The sequence below is a fragment of the Pseudomonas sp. MF6767 genome (assembly GCF_016405475.1).
GTDB lineage: Bacteria > Pseudomonadota > Gammaproteobacteria > Pseudomonadales > Pseudomonadaceae > Aquipseudomonas > Aquipseudomonas paracarnis.
Window position 1 is genome coordinate 167053 of sequence record NZ_JAEKCY010000003.1, and the last position, 26351, is coordinate 193403.

Here is a 26351-nt window from a genome sequence, read left to right on the forward strand (position 1 = left end):
CGCAAAAGTAAGCAAAACGCTCTTGCCCCACCACTCGGCACCTCGCTTAGGCTCGGTGTGCCCGAACACAGGCTTGAATCCGTGGGCCGCCGCCACGCGCCATCCATGGCGCGGGGCGGCTAACCCGGCGTCCTGCCGGGTTACCCACGAATTCAAGCCTGCGTTCGGCCAGCGTGGTTTAACGGGGCGCTTAAGATCAAAAGCAGAGCAAGAGCAAGAGCGACTCGCTTCGCATCGTAGTTAGCGTCTGCTGTTACAACTCACAAAGTTGTGTGAAGACCTATGGCCATCGCAGGCAAGCCAGCTCCCACATTTGATTTGTGTCGGCATTAAGAGAAGCGCTGGCCCATCCCTTGCATTGCCCCCCCTAAAGCCCAACCGGCCTGCGGTTGGGCACTGCCATTAGGGGTGAAACTACCTTGAACATTCTTGACCTTGACCACAGCCTCACCGGCCAGGCACCGATTGCCCGGCGGTTGGCCAGCGGTCGGGCCACGCGCCTGGACCTGCTGGACCTGGGCCCGAAATTGCGTTTGTGGTCCACCGAAAAAACCTGGAAGCGTTTCGTCGAGCGCCTGGCCCAACGGCCACGGCCCCGTAACGCGCGCCCGGAAATCCTGTTTGTCGGTTCCGGCGATTATCACCACCTTACGCCGGCGTTTTTGGCCGACCTCAAAGAGCCCGTCAGCCTGATTCACTTTGACAACCACCCCGACTGGGTGCGCTTTGCGCCTAAGCGGCACTGCGGTTCGTGGGTCAACCGGGCGCTGAAGATGCCGGCGATCCAACGCATCGTCACCCTCGGCCCGTGCAGCGATGACCTGCATAACCCGCAACTGCGCGGCGGCAACCTTGGTGCCCTCAAGCGCGGGCGTTTGCAGTTGTTTCCCTGGCAGCATCCGCCGTCCAAGGTCTGGGGCCGGGTGGGGGACGGCGCCGGCCACCAGCAACAGGAAAACCACCTGCACTGGCGCAACCTGGCGGACCTGGATTGGGGCGCCTTCCTCGACCAGATGATTGCCAGCCTGCCCACCGAGGCGATCTGGATCACCATCGACAAAGATGTGCTCGCCAGTGAAGACGCCGCCACCAACTGGGACCAGGGCGGCATGCGCCTGACCCATTTGCTCCAGGCCCTGCGGGCGTTGGCGGCGGGTAAACGCATCATTGGCATCGACGTCTGCGGTGAGTTCGCTACGCCGGCATTCAGCAACGCGTTCAAGCGCTGGGAAGCCAAGTCCGACCAGCCGCCACCGGAGCGCTGGAGCCCGCAAGACTTGCAGCGTAATGCGGCAACCAATGAAGCCTTGATCGACCTGTTTGAGGAACTGTTCCCGTGACCCTGACCGTGGTGTTGTTACTGGCGTTTTCCATCGTCCTCGATGTGATTGGCCAGCTGTGTTTCAAATTGGGCGTGGACCGTTTGCCGCAACTCGATGGCGGTTTTCGCCTGCGTGCGTTCTGGGGCCAGGTGTTCAATGCGCCGCTGTTGTGGGCCGGCGTCGGCGCCTACGTGATTGAGTTTTTTGTGTGGCTCGAAGCGCTGTCCCGTGCGCCCTTGAGTCTGCTGTTTCCGCTGGCGGCGTTGGCCTATTGCCTGGTGGTACTGGCAGGCAGGGTGGTGCTCAAGGAGACCGTCAGTCGGCGTCGTTGGCTGGGCACGCTGGTGATTACTTTAGGTGTGATGTTGGTAGCGATCGCGGGGAATCAGGCATGACAACGCAAACAATCAATACCGGCTGGCTGCATGGGCGTGTTGGCACCCTGGTGCTATGGGCACTGCTGATCGCCACCGAAAGCGCCGGGCAGTTGTTCACCAAGGTGGCCGGCGATCAGTTGGGGCCGATGGACTTCAGTTGGCAATGGCTGGCGGACGTGGCGCGCAACCCGGGGATTCTGGCGGCGATTGCCAGCTATCTGGGTGCGTTTTTTGTGTGGATGCTGATCCTGCAGCGTAGCAGTTTGTCCCTGGCGTTTCCGCTGAGTTCGCTGGTGTTTGTGGCGGTGCTGCTGGGCTCTTGGCTGGGGTTGGGGGAGCACATCAGCGTGTTGCATTGGGTGGGCGTGGTGGTAATTATCGGTGGTATCGCACTGTTGGCTGAGGGCGAAGAACACTGAAGATAGAGCTATGAAACACAGGCCCATTGTGGGAGCGGGCGTGCTCGCGAATGCGGTGGATCAGTGAAGTATCGGGTGACTGACACACTGCTTTCGCGAGCAAGCCCGCTCCCACAATTTCGCTCCCGTGTAATTCAGTCGAAGGTGTAGCTGATCGCCGTCTGCACCTGGCCCTGATTCACATGGCCAGCCTCCTTGACGATGCTGCTCTTGGCCGCCGACCCCACCAGGTGTACCCAGCTGGCGCTGGTCAGCAGCGACCAATGGGGCGCCAGGGGGAAGGCGAAGCTTTGGCTCAGCGTCACGTTCTGGAAGCCCCCGCTCGCGTTATAGGGCCGCAAGCCTGAAGCGACAGCTTCGTTGTTGTCCACGCCGAAGAAGGTATTGGTCTGGCGCGCATCGGCAAAATGCGCAACCAGGCTATTGCTGCCGATAATCCCGCCACCCACGGGGTAACCCAGTTCGCCGCCGATTTTACCCAGGGCGCCGCTCTGGGAATGCCCGCCGCCCACGGCCTGGCCCAATTGCGCGTAGACCCGCCAGAAATTGGCCGGGGCGTATTGGACGAAACCGCCCACCTCGGCCATGTCCGACACGTTGCGCAGGCCCTGCAACTCGCCGTTGGAAGTACGCCCCGGCAGGTAGTTGATATAGGGGCCCGCGGTAAGGCCGTGGGTATCCAGGGCGCTCCAGGTGAGGCCGTCATCGGTACTCAGGCTGACGTCACCCCAATCCAGGTCCAGGTAAGGCACAGGCCGGGTTTCGTAGCGGCTGCCGCTGGGGTCGTGGGGCTGATAGCTGAGGCCCGCGCCCACGTCGCCCGTGATGCCTTCTGCCCACGCGGCGCTGCAAAGGCCCCACCCTCCAAGTAAACCGGTGAATACAGCAGCAGCGAGCTTGGACATGGGGACGTTTCCTGAAGGTGGGCAGGCGCGCATGAACGCGCAAACCGACGCGCCTGCGCAAGCACTCATGTTGTTTGTAGCAAGCTACAAAAATTGTAGCTCCCGCGACACCTATCACCGCGCATTTCGCCCTAACCCCCAGCCCTGCGGGGTTTTCGCCAGTTGGCACAGTCCCTGCTCTATCCCTTGGCAAGCGCATACAGCGCGCTCCTCCAAGGCCCTTTACCTAAAGGAAAGGCAGATGATCAACTGGCATATCGTGTGTGACTTCGACGGGACCATTACGCCCACGGATGTCATCGACAACGTCCTCCAACGCTTCGCCGGCCCCGAGTGGGAAACCATTGAGCAGGAATGGCTGGATGGGCATATCGGTTCACGCGAATGCCTGAGCCGCCAACTGGCGCTGATCAAGGCCACCCCGGCTGAACTGCTGGCGTACTTCGACAGCGTCGAGATCGACCCGGACTTCCCGGATTTCGTCGATCACGTCATGGGCCTGGGTGCTTCCATCGAAGTGGTCAGCGACGGCATCGAGCAGGGCATTGCCCGCATCCTTTCGCGCAACTACGTGACCCTGCTGCCGATCCTCGCCAACCGCCTGCGCCAGGTTGACCAGGACAGCTGGCGCATCGACTTCCCGTATGCCAGCGATGCCTGTCGCGCCGCTGCCGGCAACTGCAAGTGCAAATCCACGCCGCGCAACAAGCGCGTGCTGGTGATCGGCGATGGCAAGTCCGACATGTGCGTGGCCTCCACTGCCGACTTCGTGTTCGCCAAGGGCAGCCTCGCCGACTACTGCGTCGCCCACCAGATCCCTCATGCGCGCTTCGACACCTTTGCGCAAGTGCCGGCGTTGCTGGCCAAGCTGCCTCAAGGCCTCGCCGCCAACGCCACCACCTTCAACACCTCTTCTGACAATCAGGAACTCTTCCATCATGTCTGATATCCGTATCGCTACCGCCGAAGACCAGGTTCTCCTGGATAAAGAAGCCAAGTACTGCTCCTACGGCGACACCGTTCACTACATCGAGCCGCCGCGTATTTTCAGCCGCTGCGAAGGCTCTTATGTGTGGGACACCGAAGACCAGGCCTACCTCGACCTGCAAATGTGGTACTCGGCCGTCAACTTCGGCTATGCCAACCCGCGCTTGAACAACGCGCTGAAAAAGCAGATCGACACGCTGCCGCAAATCGCCAGCCAGTACCTGCACAAAGGCAAGATCGAGCTGTCGGAAATGATCGCGGTCGATGCCAAGAACAAGTTCGGCCTCGACGGCCGTGTGCACTTCAACGTCGGCGGCTCGCAGTCGATCGAAGACTCCCTGAAAGTGGTGCGCAACGCCAGCAACGGCAAAAGCCTGATGTTCGCCTTCGAAGGCGGTTACCACGGCCGCACCCTCGGCGCCTCGTCGATCACCTCCAGCTTCCGCTATCGTCGTCGCTACGGCCACTTTGGCGAGCGCGCCAACTTCATTCCCTTTCCGTACCACTTCCGTGGCCCGAAGGGCATGACCAAGGAAGAGTACGGCAGCCATTGCGTGCAGCAGTTCGCCCGCCTGTTCGAGACCGAATACAACGGCGTCTGGGACCCTAAGACCAACCAGTGCGAATACGCAGCCTTCTACGTCGAGCCGATCCAGGGCACTGGCGGCTACGTGATCCCGCCGATGAACTTCTACCGCGAACTCAAACACGTCCTGGATCAGCACGGCATCCTGATGGTGTCCGATGAAATCCAGATGGGCTTCTACCGCACCGGTAAACTCTGGTCGATCGAGCACTTCGACGTGCAGCCGGACGTGATCGTGTTCGGCAAGGCGCTGACCAATGGCCTCAACCCGTTGGGCGGTATCTGGGCCCGTGAAGAGTTGATCAACCCGAAGGTGTTCCCGCCAGGTTCGACTCACTCCACCTTCGCCTCCAACCCGCTGGGCACCGCCGTCGGCCTGGAAATGTTCAAGATGACCAGCGAAGTCGACTACGGCGCCATGGTCATGGCCAAGGGCAAATACTTCCTGGAAGGCCTGCAAGACTTGCAAAAACGCTTCCCGATCATCGGCGATGTGGACGGCCTGGGCCTGGCGTTGCGCTGCGAAATCTGCGGCCCGGATGGCTTCACCCCGGACAAGGCGACCCTGGACTACATGGTCGAAGAAGGCATGAAAGGCGACATGCTGGTAGACGGCCAGAAACTCGGGCTGATCCTCGACGTAGGCGGTTACTACAAGAACGTGATCACCCTGGCGCCGTCCCTGGAAATCAGCTACCCGGAAATCGATCTGGGCCTGAAGTTGCTCGAGCAACTGCTGGTGCGAGCGACCAAGCGGTGAATGCTCAAGGGATCGACCTCGGTGAAGGCACTGCCGGTTTCGTTCTCGGTGAAGGTCCGGTCGGGATCCTGTTGATCCACGGCCTGACCGGCACGCCGACCGAGTTGCGCCAGGTCGCGAAGGGCCTGGCCAAGGTGGGTAACTGCACGGTGTATGTGCCCACACTGGCGGGGCACTGCGGCGACAACAGCGACTTGCAGGCCACTGGCTGGCAGGACTGGTACGAAGGCGTGCGCAAGACCTTCGTACAGGTCAAGCAACGCCACGGGCAGGTGTTTGTCGGTGGCTTGTCCATGGGCGCGGTGATGTCGATGTATGTGGCGTCCGAACATCCTGGGCAAGTCGCCGGGTTGCTGATGTATTCCACCACCTTGAAGTACGACGGTTGGAGCATCAACAAGCTGGCGTTCCTCACGCCGTTGCTGATGAAGATTCCATTCGGCGTACACATTTGCAGCTTCGAAGAGAAGCCGCCCTACGGCATCAAGAACGAGCGCCTGCGGGCCATCGTCGAGCGGCAGATGAAGGAAGGCGAGAGCAGCGAGGCGGGGTTGCTGACCATGGAAGGCATCACCGTGCGCGAGCTGCACCGCATGAACGCCGTGGTCAAGAAGCGCATGCCCCAGATCAAGGTGCCGGCGCTGGTGCTGCACTCCATCGAGGACGACATCACCAGCCGCTGGAACGCCGATTACGTGGAGCGCCACCTCGGCGGGCCGGTGACCAAGATCCTGTTGGACAACTGCTACCACATGATCACCGTCGATTTGCAGTACCGGCGGGTGATCGAGTTGAGTGCCAGGTTTGTCGAGCAGCACGCAGTGCAACTCAATCGTGTGGCGTGATTAGTTTACTTGTAGGAGCGAGCTTGCTGTGGCGAGCAAGCTTGCTTGCGCTGGGGTGCGAAGCACCCCCAAAAGCCTGCGACTGCTGCGCAGTCGAGCGGGAGCAAGCTCCCTCGCCACAGCAAGCTCGCTCCTACAGTAGAACGGCGTTGATAAGGAAAAACTGTGATAACCACCCAAGCCTTCCCGACCATCCGGGCTATCCAGCGCGATGCCTGGAACGACTGTTTTCCCGGTGCCCTGGAGGATTGGGACTATTACCTGGCCGTGGAAAACGCCGCGATCGATGACTTTCAGTGGCGTTACCTCGCGGTCTTCGAGGATCAAACGCTGGTGGCCGTGGCTGCCGCGTTCGTCACCCATTATCGCCTCGACACCACGGTGTCGGGGGCCGGCAAGCGCTTGACCGAGCGCCTGGAGCAGCTGTGGCCTGGCGTTTTGCAATTGGCGTTGTACGCCATCGGTTCGCCGGTGGCTGAACGCTGTGATGCCGGTGTCGCGAGCCATGTGCCCGAATCCCGGCGCCCGTTGCTGTTGCAGCAGTTACTGGAGGCTGCGCGCAGCGATGCCGACGCGCTCGGTATTGGCTTGCTGGCGGTCAAGGATGCGCCCACCAACGACCCGCATTGGACCCAGAGCTGCCTTGCCGCAGGTTTTCAAAGCATGCCCAGCTTGCCCACGGGGGTGTTGCCGCTGCCTTATGGCTCGGTGGATGCCTACCTGGGTTCGCTGGGCAAATCCACGCGCAAGGACCTGCGCCGAAAACTGCGCGCACCAGGGCCGCGGGTCGAGTGGCGGCGTAATATCGATGACGTGCTGCCCGAGGTCATGCGCCTGTATGAAGCCACGCTCGCGCGCGCAGACTTGCAGTTCGAACGCCTGCCCGCCGGTTACTTCACGGGCGTGCTCGAACACCTGCACGAGCGGGCGGTCTGTGTTCTGTACTGGGTGGACGAGCGCCTGGTGGCGTTCAACCTTATCCTCCTGGATGAGCATCGGCTGGTGGACAAGTTCTTTGGTCATGACCTTGAGTTCAGCCGCGAGTACAACCTGTACTTCCGCAGTTGGTTGACCAATGTCGACTATTGTATTGAACACCGTATTCCGGTGTACGAGTGCGGCCAGGCCGGGTATGCCAGTAAACTGCGCCTGGGGTGCGAGTTCGAGGGCAACAGCCTGTTCTTCCGCCACCGTAACCGGCTGGTCAACGGCCTGCTCAAGCTTGTAAAACTGTTTATTCGACCGGATCGTTCCGACCCTGCCATGGCTGCTGCGATAAGCGAAACCTGATGATTACCAAGACCCGCCAGAAAGCCCGCCCCTTTGCCATCTCGCGTTGGAGCGTCCAGCGCAAGCTGGTGCTGGCGTTCTGGCTGGTCAGCGTGATTCCCACCATGATCGCGGCTGAGCTGGCTGCCACCACGCTGTCGCAGATTTTCGACAGCAACGTGCGTATCTGGCTGCAAGAGTCGACCAAGATCGTCAAGGACGAAATCGGCGACATCCTTCACGACAACGCGCGCATGGCCAAGCTGTTCCTGCGCTATACCAGCCCGCCGTCGTCCAAAAATGCCGAGAAGCATGACCGGCTCACCGCCGACATTGCCGATGCCACCGATATCGACGTGGTCGCGCTGATCCGCACCAGCGACCGTAAAGTGATGTTCAGCACGGCCGCCGATGACATCGTCAGGCAGATCAACCTCACCAGCAACGCGGTGCTGCAAACCGTGCAAGTCGCCGGCGTGAGCACGGGCCTGGTGGTGTCCACCTTCGAAACCAGCCGTGACGGCGTTGATTACCTGTTGCTGGTCGCCACTTACCTGGACAGCAGTTTCCTCACCAGCGTGGCCGATGTGCATTCCCTCGACCTGCGTCTGTATTTGGCCAACCCTGCCGGTTTTTCCGAAATATTTTCCACCCAGCGCTTCGCCAATCACCCCTCGCGCATCCCCAAGAATGTCGAGGCCTACCTGCGCAGCACCAAGCAGCCCAGCGAGCAGTTCACTAACCAGTACAGCGGTTTGTATTGGCCGATTTTCAATGATGCCGGCGAGTTGCAAGGCGTGATCTTCAGCGGCCTGCTACGCCATACCAGCCTGGTGGGGTTGGTGAACCAGAGCAACTTGTTCGTGCTGATCTTCCTGGTCAGCTCGGCGCTGTCACTGGCGGCCGGGTTGTTGGTGTCGCGGCGCCTGACCAAGCCCCTGCGCGATTTGTCCCAGGGTGTGGATGCGGTGATCTCGGGCAGTTATGCGCACCGTGTGGTGGTCAGTGGCGGTGACGAACTGGCGCAATTGAGCAGCACCTTCAACCACATGACCGAACGCCTGGGCGAGTTGCATCATCTGGAAGCCCAACTGCGTCGGCGTGACCGCTTGCATGCCCTGGGTGAAGTCGCCATGGGCCTGGCTCACGAAATTCGCAACCCACTGGGCATCATCAAGACCGCCACCCAACTGTTGCATCGGCGCGCTGACCTGGCGGAAACCGACAAACGTCACCTGGAATATGTCATCAGCGAAGTCAGCCGCATCAACGAGCTGATTACCGAGTTCCTCGATTTCGCCAAGCCCAACCCGCCGATACGCGTGCAGCAACCGGCACGCGCCCTGGTGGAAGAAATCCTCGGTTTCTGCGGCCCGGAGCTGAGTAGCCATCGCATTGACGCGCAGATCGACGACCAGGCGCCTGGCGCGACGATCTACGCCGATGCCAAGCAGCTCAAGCAGGCCTGTCTCAACCTGATTCTCAACGCCATCGACGCGATGCCCGGCGGCGGGCGCCTGACCCTGGGCATTCGCAGCGTGGGCGACAACACTGTGATCAGCATCACCGATACCGGCGAAGGCATCCCGGTGGACATGGTGGAGCGCATCTTCACGCCATTCGTCACCACCAAGGCCTCGGGCACAGGCCTGGGCCTGGCCAAAGTCTATTCGATCATGGAAAGTCACGACGGCAGCATCGAATGCGCCAGTGAGAAAGATGCCGGCGCGACCTTCAGCCTGTACATTCCGGCTGACGGTGAAGACGACGGTGAAGATGAGGACGGGCATGACGCATAACGTATTGGTGGTCGACGATGAACCCAAGCTCTGTGATCTGCTGACCCAGGCCTTGAGCCAGAACGGCATCCAGGTGTTCAGCGCGGGCAATGGCCTGCATGCGCTCAAGGTGCTGGGGGAGGAGGACATCGACCTGGTCATCAGCGACTGGCGCATGCCGGGCATGGACGGGCCGGCGTTACTGGCTGAGATCAAGGTGCGTTATCCGACCTTGCCGGTGATCGTGATGACGGCCTACAGCACGGTAAAAAACGCCGTGCAGTCGATGCGTAACGGTGCCTATGACTACATTGCCAAGCCGTTCGACATCGACGAGCTGGACATTACCGTGGCCAAGGCCCTGCAATTTCGCGACATCATGCGCGACAACGCGCGCATGCGCGCCGAGCTGGACGAGCATGCGCAGTTCGACAGCCTGGTGGGCGATAGCCCGGCGTTTCGCCAGGTGCTCCAGGCGGTGGATTCGGTGCGTGAAAGCAACGCCACCATCCTGCTGACCGGCGAAAGCGGCACTGGCAAGGAAATGGTCGCCCGCGCCATCCACAAGCATGGCAGCCGTGCCGACCAACCCTTCGTGGCGGTCAATTGCGCGGCCATCCCTGAAGGCTTGCTGGAAAGCGAGATGTTTGGCCATCGCAAAGGCGCGTTCACCGGCGCCGTGGCTGACCGGGTAGGGCGTTTCATGCAGGCCGACAAGGGCACGCTGTTTCTGGATGAGGTGGGTGATATGCCCTTGGCGTTGCAGGCCAAGATTCTGCGCGCCTTGCAGGAGCGGGTTATCGAGCCGGTAGGCGACCCCCGCGAGCGCAAGGTAGATGTACGGGTAATTGCCGCCACCAACAAGAACCTGCTGGATGCGGTGGCGGCCAAGGAGTTTCGCGAAGACCTGTATTACCGCCTGAATGTCTTCCCGATTCCGTTGCCGTCGTTGCGCGAACGCGTGGAAGACATCGCGCCCCTGGCGCGCCACTTCGCTCACACTTTGAGCGCCACCACTGGCAAACGTATCACCGGTTTCAGCCCCGAGGCGTTGCAGGCCATGGCGGCGTATCACTGGCCGGGCAATATCCGCGAGCTGCAAAACTGCGTGGAGCGCGCAACCATCGTGGCGGCTTCATCGGTGATCGAGGATATTGATTTGCCGGGGTATCTGTTTGCTTCCACACCGAGCGAGGGTGATGTGACCGCGATCCTCAGCGACGGCCCAGGCGTGCCGCGGGATCTGGATGCGGCGCTGGCCGAAGTGGAGAAAGCCTATATTCTTGCGGCGCTGCAGGAGAGCAATGGGGTGCAGGCCGCGGCGGCGCAGCGGATCGGGATTTCCGAGAGGAGCTTCTGGTATCGCCTGAAGAAGCTGGGGATTCAGGTCGACAAGATTGTGCGCTGATCTGAGTGTTGGAGCTGGCTTGCCTCATGATCGCTCCCACGCTCCGCGTGGGAGTGCCTCTGGTGACGCTCTGCGTCACGCGTGTGGACGCGGAGCGTCCTTGGCTGCATTCCCACGCGGGAGCGTGGGAACGATCTGCCGTGTTGCGTCAGGTGTGCAGGCGTACCCACACGCTGACCAACACCGTCGCGGCCATCAACCAGGCCACGGCGGCGACTGCCAGCGATGCCTCCAACCGCAGCCGATCGACCATCACATACAGCGTCGCCAAATACACAAAGTACGGAATGATCGACCACATCCCGAACAGGATCGTGGTCTTCAAGTCCGCAACCGTTCGGCCTTTGCCGACGATGTAATGGGCGATCAGCGCAAAAGTGGGAAACAGCGGCACCAAGCCTGCGATGTAATAGTTTCTGGTCTTGGCCAGCGCCGCCAGGATCAGCACCACTGCGGCGCCAAGTGCAGCCTTCAGGAACAGATCCATCAGTGACTCAATCCGTATTTCTTGACCTTGTCGAACAGGGTGGTCTTGGCCATCCCCAGTTCCTGGCTGGCCTGGGTCAGGTTCCCGCCGCTGCGTTGCAGGGCATCGTTGAGCAGGTTGCGCTCAAAGGCTTCCACCGCCTCGGTAAAGGCAACCCCTTGGTTGCCGCTGCCGGCGCCGCTTTTCTTGAAGGCGGGCAGGCCGAGGGCGAAACGTTCGGCGACGTTGCGCAGCTCACGCACGTTGCCTGGCCAGTCGTGGCTCATCAGGCTGGACAGGGTCTGGTTGTCCAGCTCCGGCACCGCCCGGTCGAAGCGTAGCGACGATTGCTGCAGGAAGTGTTCGAACAGTTGCAGGATGTCTTCGCGCCGTTCGCGCAAAGGCGGCAGTTCCAGGGTGACGACGTTGAGGCGGTAGTACAGGTCGCTGCGGAACTGGCTGGCGCGGCTCAACTCGTCGAGGTCGGACTTGGTGGCAGCGATTACCCGGCAATCCACTGCCACGCTCTGGTTCGAACCCAGGCGTTCCAACGTACGTTCTTGCAGCACCCGCAGCAATTTGATCTGCAGGTTGATCGGCATGCTCTCTACTTCATCGAGGAACAGCGTGCCTTGATGGGCATGCTCGATCTTGCCGATGCGACGTTTGCCGGCGCCGGTGAAGGCGTTGGCCTCGTGGCCGAAAATCTCGCTTTCAAACAGGTTTTCCGGCAGGCCACCGCAGTTGAGGGCGACGAACTGGTGGGTATGGCGCCGGCTGAAATCATGCAGGCAGCGCGCGACCAGTTCCTTGCCGGTGCCGGTCTCGCCTTCGATCAGCACGTTGGCCGAGGTATCGGCGACATTGGCAATCAGTTCGCGCAGGTTTTGCATGGCCGGCGAGCGGCCGATGATGCGGCCTTCCAGCGAGTCGCGTTCGGCCAGTTGCCGGCGTAGCGACCAGACTTCCCGCGCCAGCCCGCGTTGTTCCAGGGCGCGGCGTGCCACGTCCACCAGGCGTTCGGGCGAGAAGGGTTTCTCCATGAAGTCGTAGGCGCCGTTACGCATGGCGCCCACCGCCATGGAGATATCGCCATGCCCGGTGATCAACACCACCGGCAGGCTTTTATCCAGGGCCTTGAGGCGGGTCAGCAGTTCCAGGCCATCGATGCCCGGCAGGCGGATATCGCTGATGACGATGCCGGCAAAGTTTTCGCCGATGCGCTTGAGCGCTTCTTCGGCGCTGCCCACGCCGACGCTAGTGATGTCTTCGAGCGCCAATGCTTGCTGGCAACCGAGCAGTACATGGGGGTCGTCTTCGACGATCAGGACGGTAAGGTCTTGGGCTTGTGTATTCATGTCGACTCAGCTCGTTGAGCGCCCACCAATGGCAGGTTCAGGACAAAGGCGGTACCACCATTGGCCGGATGTTCCACGGCAAGGCTACCGCCTGTGGCGGCCGCGAGGCTTGCGGAAAGGGTCAGGCCCAAGCCCAGGCCTTGTTCGCCGGGCTTGGTGGTAAAAAAGGGTTCGAACAAATGCTTGCGCGCCTCGGGGTCGATGCCGTGGCCATTATCACGCACCAACAGGCGGTATTTGCCATCGCCGTTCTGGCCTTCCAGCCACAGTTGCGGCACTGCTTGGGCCTGCATCGCATCGAGCGCGTTACCGATCAGGTTGACCAGGATCTGCTCCAGGCGGGTCTGGTCGATCTGCAATTGGGCGTTGGCAAAGTCACGGTGCACGGTCAACGGCAGGCTGTCCAGGCGCGCGCCGAGCACCTGGAACGCGGCGTCCACGGCCTTGCCGAGGCTGGCTTCGCCCTGGTCGTCACCGCGCCGGGCAAAGGAGCGCAGGCTCGCGGTGATGCGGCCCATGCGGTCGATCAGTTCGTTGATGGTCTTGAGGTTGGTGCTGGCAGTGTCCAGGGCGCCGCGCTCAAGGAAGCGTACGGTGTTGCCCGACAGCGTGCGCAGCGCTGCCAGCGGCTGATTCAGTTCATGGGCGATGCTGGTGGACATCTGGCCGATGGCCGCGAGTTTGCCGGCCTGCACCAGTTCGTCCTGGGCGTGGCGCAGGGTTTCTTCGGCCTGGCGTCGTTCGCGAATCTGGCCCTTGAGCCGTTCGTTGCTGGCGCGCAGGTCGGCGGTGCGTTCGGCAATCCGACGCTCAAGCTGGCTGTTGGCTTCCTGCAAGGCTTCCCGTGCGGCGAGGCGGGTGGCGATGACCTTGCGCCGTTCGTTCCAGGCGATCAGCAGGAAGGCGACCAGGCCAAAGGCGACGGCCACCAGGATGCCCTGGTTGATCGCGGCGCGGCGCAGGTCGTTGAGCGGGGTGAGCAGGGTGAAGTTCCACGGCGTGTCGTTCAGCGGGCGGGTTTGCGCCAGGTAGCTGACGGCGTGCTGGTCGTTGACCACTTCGGTGTTGGCCGGGAAGGTCAGTTTCTCGGTGCCTTCGTTCAGGCGCTCACGGGCCAGGGGTTGCAGTTCATTGAGCGTCGCCCAGTAATATTGCAGGCTGTGGGCCAGGCGGTCCTTGGTGTCATCGCTCAGCGGGCGTACAGCTTTGAGGCGACGCGCGGGGTCGCTGGAAAGAATAATGATGCCGTTCTCATCGCTCACGAAAGCTTCGAGGCGCGCACGTTGCCAGCGCTCTTCAAGGGCTTCGAGGCGCACCTTGACCACGGCGACGCCGATGATCTTGCCGTGCTCTTCCAGGCCGTGGGCCAGGTAATAGCCGGGTTCGCCGTTGGTGCTGCCGATGCCGTAGAAACGACCGGGCTGGCCGCGTACAGCATTCTGGAAATAGGCGCGAAAGGACAGGTCCTCACCTTGGTAACTGTCGGCATCGCGCCAGTTACTGGTGGCCAGCACACGGCCGGTGGTGTCCATTACATAGATGGCGCGGCTGCGACTGCGGCGGTTCAGGCCTTCGAGGTAGTCGTTGACCGTCTTGCGGGTTTCCTGGTTCGGGTCGGCGAGCAGTTGGGAAACACTGGACTCCAGTTCCAGCAGGCTGGGCAGGTAGGTGTACTTGCTCAGTTCGCTTTCGACGGTGCGGGCGTGCAGCTCCAACTGGCGTTCGCCGTTGTCGCTTAGGGTGCGGATGCCGTAATAGTCACTGACCCAGAAGCCGATATAACCCAGGCCGACCATCAGGGCGATGATCAACGGCGGCAGGAACAGTTGGCGTATCAGACGAGGCTTCACGGCAAGTGATGGCGGCGCGGCGCGATATTGATTGGGGTCGCATTTCATCACAGATGCCTTGGGTCAGCTACTTCTCGCCAGTGTAAGAGCGGGCTTGTGTGGGAGCCGGGCTTGCCCGCGATGCAGGCGCCTCGGTGTAACAGTTGCACCGAGGCGATGCCATCGCAGGCAAGCCAGCTCCCACACAAGCCCGGCTCCTACAGGACGAACGGTGTTGCTTTTAGTGCTGCAGGATTTTCTCGAGGAAGTGCTGCGCACGCTCGGAGCGGGCGCTGATGTCGCCGAAGAACTCTTCTTTCGGGCAGTCTTCGATGATCTTGCCGGCGTCCATGAAGATCACGCGGTCGGCCACTTTGCGCGCAAAGCCCATTTCGTGGGTCACGCACATCATGGTCATGCCTTCGTGGGCCAGTTGCACCATCACGTCGAGCACTTCGTTGACCATTTCCGGGTCCAGCGCCGAGGTCGGTTCGTCGAACAGCATGACGATCGGGTCCATGGCCAGGGCGCGGGCAATCGCCACACGTTGTTGCTGGCCGCCGGAGAGCTGGCCTGGGTGCTTGTGGGCGTGTGCCGACAAGCCCACGCGTTCGAGCAGTTGCAGGCCCTTCTTGGTGGCTTCTTCCTTGCTGCGGCCCAATACCTTGATCTGCGCGATGGTCAGGTTTTCGGTGATGGTCAGGTGCGGAAACAGCTCGAAGTGCTGGAACACCATGCCTACGCGCGAACGCAGTTTTGGCAGGTTGGTCTTCGGGTCGGCGATGGAGGTGCCGTCGACCACGATGTCGCCCTTCTGGAACGGTTCCAGTGCGTTGACGCACTTGATCAGGGTGGATTTGCCCGAGCCGGATGGCCCGCACACCACGATCACTTCGCCTTTTTTAACCTCGGTGCTGCAATCGGTCAGCACCTGGAAGTCGCCATACCACTTGTTGATGTTCTTGATAGAGATCATACGGCAAACCTTTTTTGCAGACGCTTGACCAGCAGCGAGGCGGAAAAGCTGATGATGAAGTAGACGACACCGGCGAAGATCAGGAACTCATTGGAGCGGCCGATGATGTCGCCGTTGGAGCGGGCGGAGTTGAGGAAGTCCACCAGGCCCACGGTGTAGACCAGGGAGGTGTCCTGGAACAGGATGATCGACTGTTGCAGCAGCAACGGCGTCATCTTGCGGAACGCCTGGGGCAGGATGATCAGGCGCATGGTCTGGCCGTAGGTCATGCCCATGGCTTGTGCCGCCGCCATCTGGCCCTTGGGAATCGACTGCACACCGGCTCGTACGATTTCGCAGAAGTACGCGGCCTCGAACATCATGAACGCCACGACGCAGGAGGTGAACGCGCCGATAGGGGTGTCTTCGCCGGTGATCCAGCGCAGCACGAACGGCACCGCCAGGTAGAACCAGGTGATCACCAGCAGCAAGGGGATCGAGCGGAAGTAGTTCACGTAGGCGCCGGCCACGCGGGACAGCAGTTTGTTGGACGACAAGCGCATCAGGGCCAGGATGGTCCCGATGATGATGCCGCCGACCACACCCATGACCATCAGCTTCAAGGTCATGACCATGCCGTTCCACAGGCCTGGAATGGCGGGGATGATGCCGCTGAAATCGAAGTCCATTATTTGCCCCCCACGGAGATCAGGCCGGGCACTGCGACTTTCTTCTCGACCACGCGCATCAGCAGCATCAGGCTCATGTTCAAGGTGAAGTAGATCAGCGTGGCCAGGGTGAAGGCTTCAAACAGGTTGGCCGAGAACTCGGCGGTCTGTTTGGTTTGCGCCAGCAGTTCCATCAAGCCGATCAAGGACGCCACGGAGGAGTTCTTGAACACGTTGAGGAATTCCGAGGTAAGCGGCGGAATGATGATGCGGTAAGCCTGGGGCAGCAGCACGTTCCAGTAGATCTGCGGCAGCTTGAAGCCCATGGCGCGCGCCGCGGATTCCTGGCCGCGTGGCAGCGCCTGGATACCGGTACGCACTTGCTCGCACACACGGGCGGCGGTGAACAGGCCCAGGCACACCACGACGCTCAGGTAGGCCGAGGTGGTCGGGTTCAGGTCTTGTTTGTACCAGTCCTGCAGGTTCTGCGGCAGCATGTCCGGTACCAGGAAGTACCAGATGAACAGCTGAACCAGCAGCGGCACGTTACGAAACAGTTCCACGTAGCAGGTCGCGATGCCCGATACGAGGCGGTTTGGCACAGTGCGCATGACCCCCAGAATGGAGCCCAGCAGCAAGGCGATAATCCATGCCACGACAGCGATGGCGATGGTCCAGCCCAGCCCGGAGAGGTACCAGTCGAGATAAGTCTCGCTGCCCACGCCGGTGGACTTGAAGAACACGCCCCAGTCCCAGTTGTAATTCATTAGGGTCTCCCCTCGAGATCGATCGATGTACAAGCACCCGCTTGGGGAAGATCCGTTCCCGCCTGACGTTGAACGCCAGGCACACACGATCGGCTCGAAAACCGCCAGGTCGAGTGTTCCAAGTTAAAACCAGCAGGTAATTACAGACGCCTGAGGGAGGGTTGGCTCCCTCAGGACATAAGCTTAGTCAGGTATCAGATTTTTACTTCTGGCGCTGGTTTGTCGCTAGGGTTAGCGATCAGCTCCTTGACCTTGTCGCTCATCGGGAAGTTCAGGTTCAGGCCTTTCGGTGGGATCGGGCTTTCGAACCATTTGGCGTAGATCTTGTTGATCTCGCCGGACTTGTACAGGGCGACAATGGCGTCATCCACGGCTTTCTTGAAGTCCGGGTCGCCTTTGCGAACCATGCAAGCGTAGGCTTCGAAGGACTGCGGAGTACCGGTAATGACCCAGTCGTCCGGCTTCTTGGCCTTGGCTTCTTCACCGGCCAGCAGGGCGTCGTCCATCATGAATGCAACGGCGCGGCCGCTTTCGAGCATCTGGAAGGATTCGCCGTGGTCTTTGGCGGAGATAACGTTCATGCCCATCTGCTTGTCGGCGTTCATCGCCTTGATGATGCGCTCGGACGTGGTGCCGGCGGTGGTCACGACGTTTTTGCCTTTCAGGTCGGCAAAGTCAGCGTAGGACGGCTTGCCTTCCTTGTCTTTCTTGACCAGCAGGCGGGTGCCGATTTCGAAGATGTTGACGGTGAAATCAACTTGCTGGGCGCGTTCGGTGTTGTTGGTGGTGGAGCCGCACTCCAGATCCGCGGTGCCGTTCTGGATCAACGGGATACGGGTTTGCGAGGTCACCAGGTTGTACTTGGCTTTGAGGTCGGGTTTGTTCAGGTCTTTTTTCAGTTGCTCGACAACGGCCAACTGGATGTCGTGGGAGTAGCCCACGGGTTTGCCCGAGCCATCCGCGATGTAGGAAAACGGAATGGAGCTGTCGCGGTGAGCGAGAGTGATGGTGCCGGAGTCGTTGATTTTCTTCAGTGTGCCGGTGAGTTCGGCGGCAAAAACTGGAGTGCTGATCAGAGCAGCAGCGATAGCTGCGCCCAGGATATAGGGAACGATGCGCATCAATACTTCCTCGACATTTGTTTTTTTTATGAAGCCAGCTGAACGGCTCTCTTGTAAAGCGACTGCCCCTGACGGCTCCTAAGGCGCCTCAGGCAATCGTTGAAGAGTGTAGAGCATGAGTCGTGCCATACCGAAAACAAAAGGATAACTTCATGATTTATATGGAAATTAACTTTTTGTGTCGGCAGTATTTTCGGTCGGTAGTCCGGCAAACCGAATAGGGCAGAGGTGCGCGTTCGGAAAACCGAATAGTCCGTAGGAGCGAGCTTGCTCGCGAAAAACGCAAAAACGCCGCGTTTATGCTGAATAAACGCGGCGCTCTCGGGTTTTTCGCGAGCACGCTCGCTCCTACACTGGGGCGGTCAGGCGGCTTCGATCTTGCTGCGGTTCTGCTCGACCTTGGACAAGTAGCGCTGCAGGTTTTCCTGCTCTTGCGGCGTGGTGAACAGGCCAAGCTTGGTACGGCGCCACAGCACGTCCTGCGGTTGTGTTACCCACTCTTCGGCGCACAGGTAGTCGACTTCGCGGGTATAGAGGCCGCCACCCAAGTGGTCACCCAGATCGGCGAGCGATTGCACGCCTTCCAGCAAGCGCCAAGTGCGGCTGCCGTAGGTGGTGGACCAGCGACGGGCGATCTCGCTCGGTACCCAGTCGAACTTGGCGCGGATGGCATCGGCCAGGGCTTCCGGGGAAGTCATGTGTTCGCCACCGGGCAGGCTGGCTGTGGCAGTCCAGCTTGGGCGCATCTGGGTGAAGTACGGCGCCAGTTGGGCCATGGCCGACTCAGCCAGTTTGCGATAGGTGGTCAGCTTGCCACCGAACACCGACAGGATCGGCGCTTCGCCGGTGCCGCCGGACAGCGACAGGGTGTAGTCACGCGTAATGGCCGACGGGTTGTCCGACTCGTCATTGCACAGTGGGCGCACGCCGGAGTAGGTGTGGACGATATCGTCGCGGCTCAGCTGTTTCTTGAAGTGCGCGTTGACCACTTTAAGCATGTAGTCGGTTTCACCTTCGGTGATCGCCACTGCAGCCGGGTCGCCGGTGTATTCGCGGTCGGTGGTGCCGATGATGGTCAAGTGGTTCAGGTACGGAATGGTGAAGACGATGCGTTGGTCTTCGTTTTGCAGAATATGCGCGTGAGCGCCCTCGTACAGTCTCGGCACGATCAGGTGGCTGCCCTGGATCAGACGAATGCCGTACGGTGAATCCAGCTTCAGGTCGTCCCGGATGAATTTGGCCACCCATGGGCCGGCGGCATTCACCAGGGCGCGGGCGCGGATCGAGAACAGGCTGCCGTCGGCACGTTCCATGTTCATTTCCCACATGCCGTTGCTGCGCTTGGCGCTGACGCAACGGGTCTGGGTGTGGATGTGCGCGCCTTTCTCGCGGGCAGCCATGGCGTTGAGTACCACCAGGCGGGCGTCGTCGACCCAGCAGTCGGAGTATTCAAAGCCTTTGGTGATTTCGCTTTTCAGCGGGCTGTCGGCACCGAACTTGAGGCTTTTGGAACCCGCGAGCTTTTCGCGCTTGCCCAAGTGGTCATAAAGGAACAGACCAGCACGAATCATCCAGGCCGGGCGCAGGTGCGGGCGGTGCGGCAGTACGAAGCGCATTTGCTTGACGATGTGCGGTGCCTTGGCCAGCAGTACTTCGCGTTCGGCCAATGCTTCACGCACCAGACGGAATTCGTAATGCTCCAGGTAACGCAGTCCACCGTGGATCAGCTTGCTGCTGGCCGATGAGGTGTGGCTGGCCAAGTCATCCTTTTCGCAAAGGAATACCGACAAACCGCGACCGGCTGCGTCTGCTGCAATCCCGACGCCATTGATCCCACCACCAATTACGGCTACGTCATAGACTTCGGCAAGCGGTGGAGCAGGCAAGGTGGAAGGGTTCATCGGCTGGCCTCGCGATCTTTTCGTCTTGGAATTCGAACATGAATGTTCATTTGCGAAAATGGTAGCTGATAATTGCGGGCACAGCCACCCGACTTCGATTGAAAAAACTCATCGAAGGGCGGAGAAAGGAAGAATTATGAACAAAGGTGAATGTATGGGTGTGAGTGAGGCCGTCATCGCGGGCAAGCCCGGCTCCCACATTTGATCGCATTTCAAACTGTGGGAGTCGGGCTTGCCCGCGATGACGCCTGAACAGGCGCTAAACGACTTCCAGCCGCACCTTGTGCTCATTCAGCACTTGCACCAACGCCGGCACCGGCTGCTGGTCAGTCACCAGGCAGTCCACCAGGCTGATCGGCCCCAGGCGAATCATGGCATTGCGCCCGAATTTGCTGGAGTCCGCCGCCAGGATCACCTGCCGCGCATTGGCGATGATTGCCTGGGAAACCCGCACCTCCTGGTAATCGAAGTCCAGCAGGCTGCCGTCCTCGTCGATCCCGCTGATGCCCACCAGGGCAAAGTCGACCTTGAACTGGTTGATGAAGTCGACACTGGCCTGGCCCACCACACCACCGTCACGGCGCACATTGCCGCCGGTGAGCAACACATCGAAGTCGTCCTTGGCACTGAGCATGGTGGCGACGTTGAGGTTGTTGGTGATGATTTTCAGGTGGCTGTGATTGAGCAGCGCACGGGCGATGGATTCGGTGGTGGTGCCGATGTTGATGAACAGCGAGGCATGATCGGGAATCTGCGCGGCGATGGCTTCACCGATGCGTTGCTTCTCGTCGCGCATCTGGTCGGCACGCATGGCGTACGCGGTGTTCTCGACACTGGAGTCATAGGCTGCGCCGCCGTGGTAGCGGCGCAACAGGTTGGCGTCCGCCAGCTGGTTGATATCGCGGCGGATGGTTTGCGGGGTGACAACGAATAGCTGCGCCATTTCCTCGATACTGACGTACCCGCGTTCGCGGACCAGTTCGAGGATTTGTTGTTGGCGGGGAGGCAGATTCATGGGGCGTCCTTTGGGCTGCCATACAAAAGTGGCCCATGATGACGCAGGAATCCGCTCCCTGCCAGTTACACCTGCCGTAAGCCAGCGCTTGGCTTATTCGGCGCCTTCGTGCGGCTCCCAGTCACGGGTGCGGCTCACAGCTTTTTGCCAGCCGGCGTAGAGTTTCTCTTTGGCCGCCTCGTCCAGCTGTGGCTCGAACTCGCGCTCGATTACCGCCTTGCCGCGCAACTCGTCCAGGCTGCCCCAGAAGCCACACGCCAGGCCCGCCAGGTAGGCCGCGCCGAGGGCGGTGGTCTCGCGCATTTGCGGGCGTTCTACCTGGGTGCCGAGGATGTCGGCCTGGAATTGCATCAGGAAGTTGTTGGCAACCGCGCCGCCGTCCACGCGCAGGGCCTTGAGGCGTTCGCCCGAGTCCTGTTGCATGGCGTCGAGGACGTCGCGGGTCTGGTAGGCAATCGACTCCAGGGCTGCGCGAATAATGTGGTCTACGCGTACGCCACGGGTCAGGCCGAACAGTGCGCCACGGGCATACGGGTCCCAGTAGGGCGCGCCGAGACCGGTGAAAGCGGGTACCAGGTACACGCCGTTGCTGTCCTTGACCTTGCCGGCAAAGTATTCGGTGTCGTGGGCATCGTTGATGATCTTCAGCTCGTCACGTAGCCATTGCACGGTGGAGCCACCGTTGAAGACCGCGCCTTCCAGGGCATAGGCCACCTCACCGCGCGGGCCGCAGGCAATGGTGGTGAGCATGCCGTGCTTGGATTTCACCGCCTTGTCGCCGGTGTTCATCAGCAGGAAGCAGCCGGTGCCGTAGGTGTTCTTGGCCTGGCCCGCTTCCACGCACATCTGGCCAAACAGGGCCGCTTGCTGGTCGCCGGCAATGCCACCGATAGCGATGCCGCTCTTGGTACGGCCATAGATTTCCGACGACGACTTCACTTCAGGGAGCATTTCCCGTGGGATGTCGAGAATCTCCAGCATCTTCGCATCCCACTCCAGGGTGTGGATGTTGAAGAGCATGGTGCGCGACGCGTTGGTGTAGTCGGTGACGTGGGTCTTGCCGCCGGTAAATTTCCAGATCAGCCAGCTGTCGACGGTGCCGAACAGCAGTTCGCCATTGCGCGCACGTTCGCGGCTGCCTTCGACGTTGTCGAGGATCCACTTGAGCTTGGTGCCGGAGAAGTACGGGTCGGTCACAAGGCCCGTGGTGCCGCTGATGTATTGCTCATGGCCGTCGCGCTTGAGCTGCTGGCAGATCTCGGTACTGCGGCGGCACTGCCAGACAATAGCGTTATAGATCGGGCGGCCGGTGATCTTGTCCCAGACCACCGTGGTTTCACGCTGGTTGGTGATACCGATGGCGGCCACCTGGTCATGGTGCAGGCCGGCCTGCGCCAGCGCTTCGACCATCACCGCGCTCTGGGTGGCGAAGATTTCCATCGGGTCATGTTCAACCCAGCCAGCCTGCGGGTAGTGCTGGACGAATTCACGCTGGGCGGTACACACCACGTTGGCGTCACGATCGAAGATGATCGCCCGGGAACTGGTGGTGCCCTGATCAAGGGCAATGATGTAGTTCTTATTCTGAAGGTCGGTCATGTCAATTGCCTTGGACGAAATAAGGAAGTCAGAAATCAGCCTGGGCCGCGAAGGGCAGGGGACCAGGCTGGCGCTTTCAGGAAATACGAGTCTTGCCGTTGACAGCCGTGTCAGGTGTTTCTTCAGCGATAGCCGGTGCGGCGCTCGGCAGGTGGCGAGCAATCAGCCCGCGATAGGCCGCAGCGCCCAGGCATGCGCCGACAATCGGAGCGAAAATCGGCACCAGGAAATAAGGAATATCGCGACCGCCAGTAAAGGCCATTTCACCCCAACCGGCGAAAAAGGTCATCAGCTTGGGACCGAAATCCCGTGCCGGGTTCATCGCAAAGCCAGTCAACGGGCCCATGGCGCTGCCGATTACGGCGATCAGCAAACCGATCAGCAGGGGGGCCAGGGGGCCGCGTGGCAGGCCGTTGTTATCATCGGTCAGAGCCATGATCACGCCCATCAGGATGGCGGTGATGACCATCTCCACCAGGAATGCCTGGGCCGTGCTCAGCAGCGCATGGGGATAGGTGGAGAACACCGACGCCAATTCCAGGCTGGCTTGGGAGCCGCGGACCATGTGGTGAGTTTGTTCGTAATCGAAAAACAGATTGCTGTAGAGCGTGTACACCAGGGCGGCGGAGCAAAAGGCGCCGGCGACCTGGGCAAGAATATAGAAGGGCAGTTTGCGCTTTTCAAAATCGGCAAAGATGCACAGGGCGATACTGACCGCCGGGTTGAGGTGAGCCCCGGAAATACCGGCACTCAGGTAGATCGCCATGCTCACGCCGACCCCCCAGATGATACTGATTTCCCATAAGCCAAAGCTCGCACCCGCGACCTTGAGCGCGGCGACGCATCCTGTACCGAAGAAGATCAGCAGCGCGGTGCCCAGGAATTCGGCCATGCATTGGCTCGAAAGTGAAGGCTGTTGAAGAGCAGTTGTCATGGAAAACCTCAATTGTTGTTCTTGTCTTGCGCACGGCCTCAACGGGCAGTTGCGCGATATTCACCACGAGAAGGATCCCCATCCTGGATCGCGGCTTACTGCGGAGTACCAGAGGATTATTCCTACGGTATTCGGAAACGAAAAAATATAGACAAGAATGACCGCTGTCAAAGGTCGAAAGTGAACCATTGGTCATTTCCGAACTATTGGTGTGGTGAATGATCATGGCCAAGGCGCGTTGCTTTTGCGGTGATAGGTCTGTGCTAGAGCGTTTTAGGTAGGCTTGGCCTAGAATTGGCCATCAGTTTGCCCGCCCGGAGCCGTTATGACCCCTGCATTGGACCTGTTGAAAAAAGTTCGCGCCGAACATCATGTGCATAGTTATGAACATGATCCCAAGGCAGCCTCGTATGGGCTGGAGGCCGCGGAAAAATTGAGCCTGGACCCGGCCCAGGTGTTCAAGACGCTGCTGGCGAGCAGTGAGAAGGGTGAATTGTTGGTGGCGGTTGTGCCGGTCGTCGGAAGTCTGGACTTGAAAGCCCTGGCTCATGCTGCGGGTGTGAAGAAAGTCGAAATGGCTGACCCGGCAGCGGCGCAGCGTTCCACGGGTTATCTGTTGGGCGGCATCAGCCCGCTGGGTCAGAAGAAGCGGCTGCGCACGTTTATCGATGAAACGGCGCAACCCTTTGCAACGATTTTTGTCAGCGCGGGCAGAAGAGGATTGGAAGTTGAATTGCCAGCGGCGGTGTTGGCTGAACACACCCAGGCCAAATTCGCACCGATCGGGCGGGCCTGATATTCATTCTTTGAAGTCTATGAGGATCAAATGTGGGAGCTGGCTTGCCTGCGATAGCATCAACGCGGTGTAACAGATAACCCGAGTTGTCTGCATCGCAGGCAAGCCAGCTCCTACATCCGGACCCGGTTTTATCAGTGAGCGACGCTGTGGCGGCGCACGCCTGACTCAACAGCAGGAATTTGCGCCGCTGTGCTGCCGGATGCCTGGAACACCACCAAATGCTCAGCCGCCACACGAATCCCCACCTCCGCGCCCACTTGGTGATCGGCATGGCTGGGGAAAATCGACTCCAGCTGAGCGCCGGTCGGCAGCTGTAACCGGTACAGCGTTGAGGCGCCGAGGAAGGTCTTGCCAACGATCCGGGCTTTCAACGCGCTGTCCGGCGCATACACGATATCGTCCGGGCGCAGCAGCACGTCCACCGCAGCGCCGGTCGGCAAGGTGTAGGCACGGTTGCCGCGCAGGTCGCCCAGTTCAGTGCTGACCGATTCGGGCGAGTTCAGCCGACCACGGATGAAATACCCTTGGCCGATGAAACTGGCGACGTAAGGCGTCTGCGGTTCGTGATAGAGGTTGTAGGGCGTGTCCCACTGCTCAAGGCGGCCTTCCTTGAAGACCCCGACGTGATCGCTGACGGCGAAGGCCTCTTCCTGATCATGGGTTACCAGGATCGCGCTGGTGCCGCGAGCCTTGAGGATGTCGCGTACTTCATGGCTGAGCTTGCGGCGCAGTTCGCCATCGAGGTTGGAAAAGGGTTCATCCAGCAACAGCAGTTGCGGCTCCGGCGCCAGGGCCCGGGCGAGAGCGACGCGTTGTTGCTGACCACCGGAAAGCTCATGGGGGAAGCGCTTGCCCAGGTTCTTCAAGTTGACCAGTTCCAGCAACTCGGCAACTACGCGCTCTTTTTGCGGGTGCTTGCGAATGCCAAAGGCGATGTTGTCAGCCACGCTCAGGTGCGGGAACAACGCGTAGTCCTGGAACACCATGCCGATACGACGTTTTTCCGGGGCGAGGGTGAAACCGGCACGGGAGATGACTTCGCCCGCCAGGCTGATTTCGCCTTCATGCACCGGCTCAAAGCCAGCAATCGCGCGCAGGGTAGTGGTCTTGCCACACCCTGAAGAGCCGAGCAGGCAACCGATATCGCCGGCGTTGAGGTGCAGGTTGAGGTTCTGCACGACGCGCTGGTCTTGATAGCCGCATGCCAGATTGCGCAGGTTCAGCAGTAATGACTGGCTCATGCGTGGTGGTACGACGGTGGTACGAGGAATTCGAGCAAGGCTTTTTGCGCATGCAGGCGGTTCTCGGCCTGATCCCACGCGACTGAGCGCGAATCGTCGAGCAGGTCCTGGCTGATTTCTTCGCCCCGGTGGGCGGGCAGGCAGTGCATGAACAGCACGTCTGGCGCGGCCAGGTCGAGCAACGCACGGGTCACCTGGAACGGCGCGAACTGGGCCAGGCGCTTGGCGGTTTCGTCTTCCTGGCCCATGGAGGTCCAGACGTCGGTGCTGACCAGGTGCGCGCCGACCACTGCGTCTTTCGGATCGCGCAGCAGTTGCACACGGCCATCGGCCTTGGCCATGAACTCGGCGCTGGGCTCGTAGCCTTCAGGGCAGGCGATGCGCAGGTGGAAGTCGAACTGGATCGCCGCTTCTATATAGCTGTTGCACATGTTGTTGCCATCGCCGATCCAGGCCACGGTCTTGCCTTGGATCGAGCCACGGTGCTCGAGGAAGGTTTGCATGTCGGCCAGCAACTGGCAGGGGTGCAGGTCATCGGACAGGCCGTTGATCACGGGCACACGGGAGTTGGCGGCAAATTCGGTCAAGGTGCTGTGGGCGAAGGTACGGATCATCACGGCATCGAGCATGCGCGACATCACGATGGCGCAATCGCTGATCGGCTCACCACGGCCCAATTGGGTGTCGCGCGGTGACAGGAAGATGGCCTGGCCACCCAGCTGGATCATGCCGGCTTCGAACGACAGGCGTGTGCGGGTCGAGGACTTTTCGAAAATCATCCCGAGTACCCGGTTTTTCAACGGCTCAAACAGTACACCGCGGTTACGCAGGTCTTTAAGCTCAATGCCTCGACGGATCACGCTGACCAGCTCTTCGGGCGTGCAATCCATCAGGGAGAGAAAGTGCCTTGCGCTCATCATTAACTACCTTTTGCAACAGACCGCAGATACTCAAAGCCTTGTTTATTGCGACAACGGGCGAGACCTGCGGCGAAAGCCGCACGGGGCGACGAAATAGGGGAAGACGCGATATTGACATTAAA

At 60.5% G+C, this 26351-nt stretch carries 24 protein-coding genes; 10 read left to right on the forward strand and 14 right to left on the reverse strand.

The features are described 5' to 3' along the window. The first annotated feature begins 419 nt into the window (after positions 1-419). The 3 genes from JFT58_RS06825 to JFT58_RS06835 are packed head-to-tail and all read left to right on the forward strand — an operon-like array spanning position 420 to position 2118. Positions 420-1340: a hypothetical protein gene (locus tag JFT58_RS06825; protein WP_054897705.1), complete on the forward strand. Its 921-nt coding sequence runs from the start codon at positions 420-422 to the stop codon at positions 1338-1340. Then, complete coding sequence (locus JFT58_RS06830) at positions 1337-1717, forward strand: EamA family transporter (RefSeq protein ID WP_003188930.1); 381 nt, start codon at positions 1337-1339, stop codon at positions 1715-1717. Before JFT58_RS06825 ends, JFT58_RS06830 begins: the two co-directional genes overlap by 4 nt. Beyond that, positions 1714-2118, forward strand: coding sequence for an EamA family transporter (locus JFT58_RS06835; protein ID WP_054897706.1), 405 nt, complete (start codon positions 1714-1716; stop codon positions 2116-2118). Before JFT58_RS06830 ends, JFT58_RS06835 begins: the two co-directional genes overlap by 4 nt. A 134-nt stretch (positions 2119-2252) precedes the next feature. Here the strand turns inward: JFT58_RS06835 and JFT58_RS06840 are convergent, their stop codons facing one another. Beyond that, positions 2253-3023 carry a MipA/OmpV family protein gene (locus tag JFT58_RS06840; RefSeq protein WP_054897707.1) on the reverse strand — a complete coding sequence of 257 codons (771 nt, stop codon included), beginning with the start codon at positions 3021-3023 and terminating at the stop codon, positions 2253-2255. A 241-nt stretch (positions 3024-3264) separates the two neighbouring features. Here JFT58_RS06840 and JFT58_RS06845 point away from each other — a divergent pair, with 241 nt between their 5' ends. The 6 genes from JFT58_RS06845 (at position 3265) to JFT58_RS06870 (ending at position 10656) form a co-directional block, all read left to right on the forward strand. After that, complete coding sequence (locus JFT58_RS06845) at positions 3265-3969, forward strand: MtnX-like HAD-IB family phosphatase (RefSeq protein WP_054897708.1); 705 nt, start codon at positions 3265-3267, stop codon at positions 3967-3969. Further along, a complete protein-coding gene (locus JFT58_RS06850; RefSeq protein ID WP_034126455.1) occupies positions 3962-5356 on the forward strand; it encodes an aspartate aminotransferase family protein in 1395 nt (464 codons plus the stop codon). The genes JFT58_RS06845 and JFT58_RS06850 overlap by 8 nt, the downstream gene beginning before the upstream one ends. Next, positions 5353-6201, forward strand: a complete 849-nt coding sequence (locus tag JFT58_RS06855) for an alpha/beta hydrolase (RefSeq protein WP_054897709.1) — start codon at positions 5353-5355, stop codon at positions 6199-6201. The genes JFT58_RS06850 and JFT58_RS06855 overlap by 4 nt, the downstream gene beginning before the upstream one ends. Positions 6202-6366: 165 nt before the next feature. Continuing rightward, the gene (locus JFT58_RS06860) at positions 6367-7491 is read left to right on the forward strand and encodes a GNAT family N-acetyltransferase (RefSeq protein WP_054897710.1); all 1125 of its coding nucleotides are present in this window, start codon (positions 6367-6369) and stop codon (positions 7489-7491) included. Beyond that, complete coding sequence (locus tag JFT58_RS06865) at positions 7491-9269, forward strand: sensor histidine kinase (protein ID WP_054897711.1); 1779 nt, start codon at positions 7491-7493, stop codon at positions 9267-9269. The genes JFT58_RS06860 and JFT58_RS06865 overlap by 1 nt, the downstream gene beginning before the upstream one ends. After that, entirely contained in the window at positions 9259-10656 is a 1398-nt protein-coding gene (locus JFT58_RS06870; protein ID WP_054897712.1) for a sigma-54-dependent transcriptional regulator, read from the forward strand. Before JFT58_RS06865 ends, JFT58_RS06870 begins: the two co-directional genes overlap by 11 nt. 148 nt (positions 10657-10804) lie before the next feature. On the opposite strand, the gene JFT58_RS06875 is transcribed toward JFT58_RS06870, so the two are convergent. The 11 genes from JFT58_RS06875 to JFT58_RS06925 all read right to left on the reverse strand — a co-directional run bounded on the left by JFT58_RS06875 (position 10805) and on the right by JFT58_RS06925 (position 23269). After that, on the reverse strand, positions 10805-11143 hold the full coding sequence (locus JFT58_RS06875; protein WP_014717129.1) for a GlpM family protein: 339 nt from the start codon (positions 11141-11143) through the stop codon (positions 10805-10807). After that, a complete protein-coding gene (locus tag JFT58_RS06880) occupies positions 11143-12480 on the reverse strand; it encodes a sigma-54-dependent transcriptional regulator (protein ID WP_034126459.1) in 1338 nt (445 codons plus the stop codon). The genes JFT58_RS06875 and JFT58_RS06880 overlap by 1 nt, the downstream gene beginning before the upstream one ends. Then, complete coding sequence (locus JFT58_RS06885) at positions 12477-14378, reverse strand: sensor histidine kinase (RefSeq protein ID WP_054897713.1); 1902 nt, start codon at positions 14376-14378, stop codon at positions 12477-12479. The genes JFT58_RS06880 and JFT58_RS06885 overlap by 4 nt, the downstream gene beginning before the upstream one ends. 172 nt (positions 14379-14550) lie before the next feature. Beyond that, a complete protein-coding gene (locus JFT58_RS06890) occupies positions 14551-15285 on the reverse strand; it encodes an amino acid ABC transporter ATP-binding protein (protein WP_007916729.1) in 735 nt (244 codons plus the stop codon). Continuing rightward, positions 15282-15953 (reverse strand): amino acid ABC transporter permease, encoded by a 672-nt coding sequence (locus JFT58_RS06895; protein WP_003188954.1) that lies wholly within the window; start codon positions 15951-15953, stop codon positions 15282-15284. The genes JFT58_RS06890 and JFT58_RS06895 overlap by 4 nt, the downstream gene beginning before the upstream one ends. Beyond that, positions 15953-16699: an amino acid ABC transporter permease gene (locus JFT58_RS06900; protein ID WP_014717132.1), complete on the reverse strand. Its 747-nt coding sequence runs from the start codon at positions 16697-16699 to the stop codon at positions 15953-15955. Before JFT58_RS06900 ends, JFT58_RS06895 begins: the two co-directional genes overlap by 1 nt. A 194-nt stretch (positions 16700-16893) precedes the next feature. After that, positions 16894-17820, reverse strand: coding sequence for a glutamate/aspartate ABC transporter substrate-binding protein (locus tag JFT58_RS06905; protein ID WP_054897714.1), 927 nt, complete (start codon positions 17818-17820; stop codon positions 16894-16896). A gap of 362 nt (positions 17821-18182) precedes the next feature. Continuing rightward, a complete protein-coding gene (glpD, locus tag JFT58_RS06910; RefSeq protein WP_054897715.1) occupies positions 18183-19721 on the reverse strand; it encodes a glycerol-3-phosphate dehydrogenase in 1539 nt (512 codons plus the stop codon). 259 nt (positions 19722-19980) lie between these two features. After that, positions 19981-20736, reverse strand: a complete 756-nt coding sequence (locus tag JFT58_RS06915; RefSeq protein WP_003188962.1) for a DeoR/GlpR family transcriptional regulator — start codon at positions 20734-20736, stop codon at positions 19981-19983. Between the two features lie 93 nt (positions 20737-20829). Continuing rightward, positions 20830-22335, reverse strand: coding sequence for a glycerol kinase GlpK (gene glpK, locus JFT58_RS06920; RefSeq protein WP_198834334.1), 1506 nt, complete (start codon positions 22333-22335; stop codon positions 20830-20832). A 76-nt stretch (positions 22336-22411) separates the two neighbouring features. Next, entirely contained in the window at positions 22412-23269 is an 858-nt protein-coding gene (locus tag JFT58_RS06925; protein ID WP_014717136.1) for an MIP/aquaporin family protein, read from the reverse strand. 325 nt (positions 23270-23594) lie between these two features. On the opposite strand from JFT58_RS06925, the gene ybaK reads away from it, so the two are divergent. Beyond that, positions 23595-24065 (forward strand): Cys-tRNA(Pro) deacylase, encoded by a 471-nt coding sequence (gene ybaK, locus JFT58_RS06930; RefSeq protein WP_054897716.1) that lies wholly within the window; start codon positions 23595-23597, stop codon positions 24063-24065. Between the two features lie 134 nt (positions 24066-24199). On the opposite strand, the gene JFT58_RS06935 is transcribed toward ybaK, so the two are convergent. Together JFT58_RS06935 and argF are read right to left on the reverse strand one after the other, a co-directional pair. Further along, the gene (locus tag JFT58_RS06935; protein WP_034126462.1) at positions 24200-25309 is read right to left on the reverse strand and encodes an ABC transporter ATP-binding protein; all 1110 of its coding nucleotides are present in this window, start codon (positions 25307-25309) and stop codon (positions 24200-24202) included. Then, positions 25306-26226, reverse strand: a complete 921-nt coding sequence (gene argF, locus JFT58_RS06940; protein WP_034126463.1) for an ornithine carbamoyltransferase — start codon at positions 26224-26226, stop codon at positions 25306-25308. Before argF ends, JFT58_RS06935 begins: the two co-directional genes overlap by 4 nt. Positions 26227-26351: the final 125 nt, after the last annotated feature.

Excerpts from the sequence above, each read along its gene's own strand:
- JFT58_RS06835 (WP_054897706.1), top strand. The coding sequence starts at position 1,714 with ATGACAACGCAAACAATCAATACCGGCTGGCTGCATGGGCGTGTTGGC.
- JFT58_RS06840 (WP_054897707.1), bottom strand. The coding sequence starts at position 3,023 with ATGTCCAAGCTCGCTGCTGCTGTATTCACCGGTTTACTTGGAGGGTGG.
- JFT58_RS06845 (WP_054897708.1), top strand. The coding sequence starts at position 3,265 with ATGATCAACTGGCATATCGTGTGTGACTTCGACGGGACCATTACGCCC.
- JFT58_RS06850 (WP_034126455.1), top strand. The coding sequence starts at position 3,962 with ATGTCTGATATCCGTATCGCTACCGCCGAAGACCAGGTTCTCCTGGAT.
- JFT58_RS06865 (WP_054897711.1), top strand. The coding sequence starts at position 7,491 with ATGATTACCAAGACCCGCCAGAAAGCCCGCCCCTTTGCCATCTCGCGT.
- JFT58_RS06870 (WP_054897712.1), top strand. The coding sequence starts at position 9,259 with ATGACGCATAACGTATTGGTGGTCGACGATGAACCCAAGCTCTGTGAT.
- JFT58_RS06875 (WP_014717129.1), bottom strand. The coding sequence starts at position 11,143 with ATGGATCTGTTCCTGAAGGCTGCACTTGGCGCCGCAGTGGTGCTGATC.
- JFT58_RS06880 (WP_034126459.1), bottom strand. The coding sequence starts at position 12,480 with ATGAATACACAAGCCCAAGACCTTACCGTCCTGATCGTCGAAGACGAC.
- JFT58_RS06885 (WP_054897713.1), bottom strand. The coding sequence starts at position 14,378 with ATGAAATGCGACCCCAATCAATATCGCGCCGCGCCGCCATCACTTGCC.
- JFT58_RS06890 (WP_007916729.1), bottom strand. The coding sequence starts at position 15,285 with ATGATCTCTATCAAGAACATCAACAAGTGGTATGGCGACTTCCAGGTG.
- JFT58_RS06895 (WP_003188954.1), bottom strand. The coding sequence starts at position 15,953 with ATGGACTTCGATTTCAGCGGCATCATCCCCGCCATTCCAGGCCTGTGG.
- JFT58_RS06900 (WP_014717132.1), bottom strand. The coding sequence starts at position 16,699 with ATGAATTACAACTGGGACTGGGGCGTGTTCTTCAAGTCCACCGGCGTG.
- JFT58_RS06905 (WP_054897714.1), bottom strand. The coding sequence starts at position 17,820 with ATGCGCATCGTTCCCTATATCCTGGGCGCAGCTATCGCTGCTGCTCTG.
- glpD (WP_054897715.1), bottom strand. The coding sequence starts at position 19,721 with ATGAACCCTTCCACCTTGCCTGCTCCACCGCTTGCCGAAGTCTATGAC.
- JFT58_RS06915 (WP_003188962.1), bottom strand. The coding sequence starts at position 20,736 with ATGAATCTGCCTCCCCGCCAACAACAAATCCTCGAACTGGTCCGCGAA.
- glpK (WP_198834334.1), bottom strand. The coding sequence starts at position 22,335 with ATGACCGACCTTCAGAATAAGAACTACATCATTGCCCTTGATCAGGGC.
- JFT58_RS06925 (WP_014717136.1), bottom strand. The coding sequence starts at position 23,269 with ATGACAACTGCTCTTCAACAGCCTTCACTTTCGAGCCAATGCATGGCC.
- ybaK (WP_054897716.1), top strand. The coding sequence starts at position 23,595 with ATGACCCCTGCATTGGACCTGTTGAAAAAAGTTCGCGCCGAACATCAT.
- JFT58_RS06935 (WP_034126462.1), bottom strand. The coding sequence starts at position 25,309 with ATGAGCCAGTCATTACTGCTGAACCTGCGCAATCTGGCATGCGGCTAT.
- argF (WP_034126463.1), bottom strand. The coding sequence starts at position 26,226 with ATGAGCGCAAGGCACTTTCTCTCCCTGATGGATTGCACGCCCGAAGAG.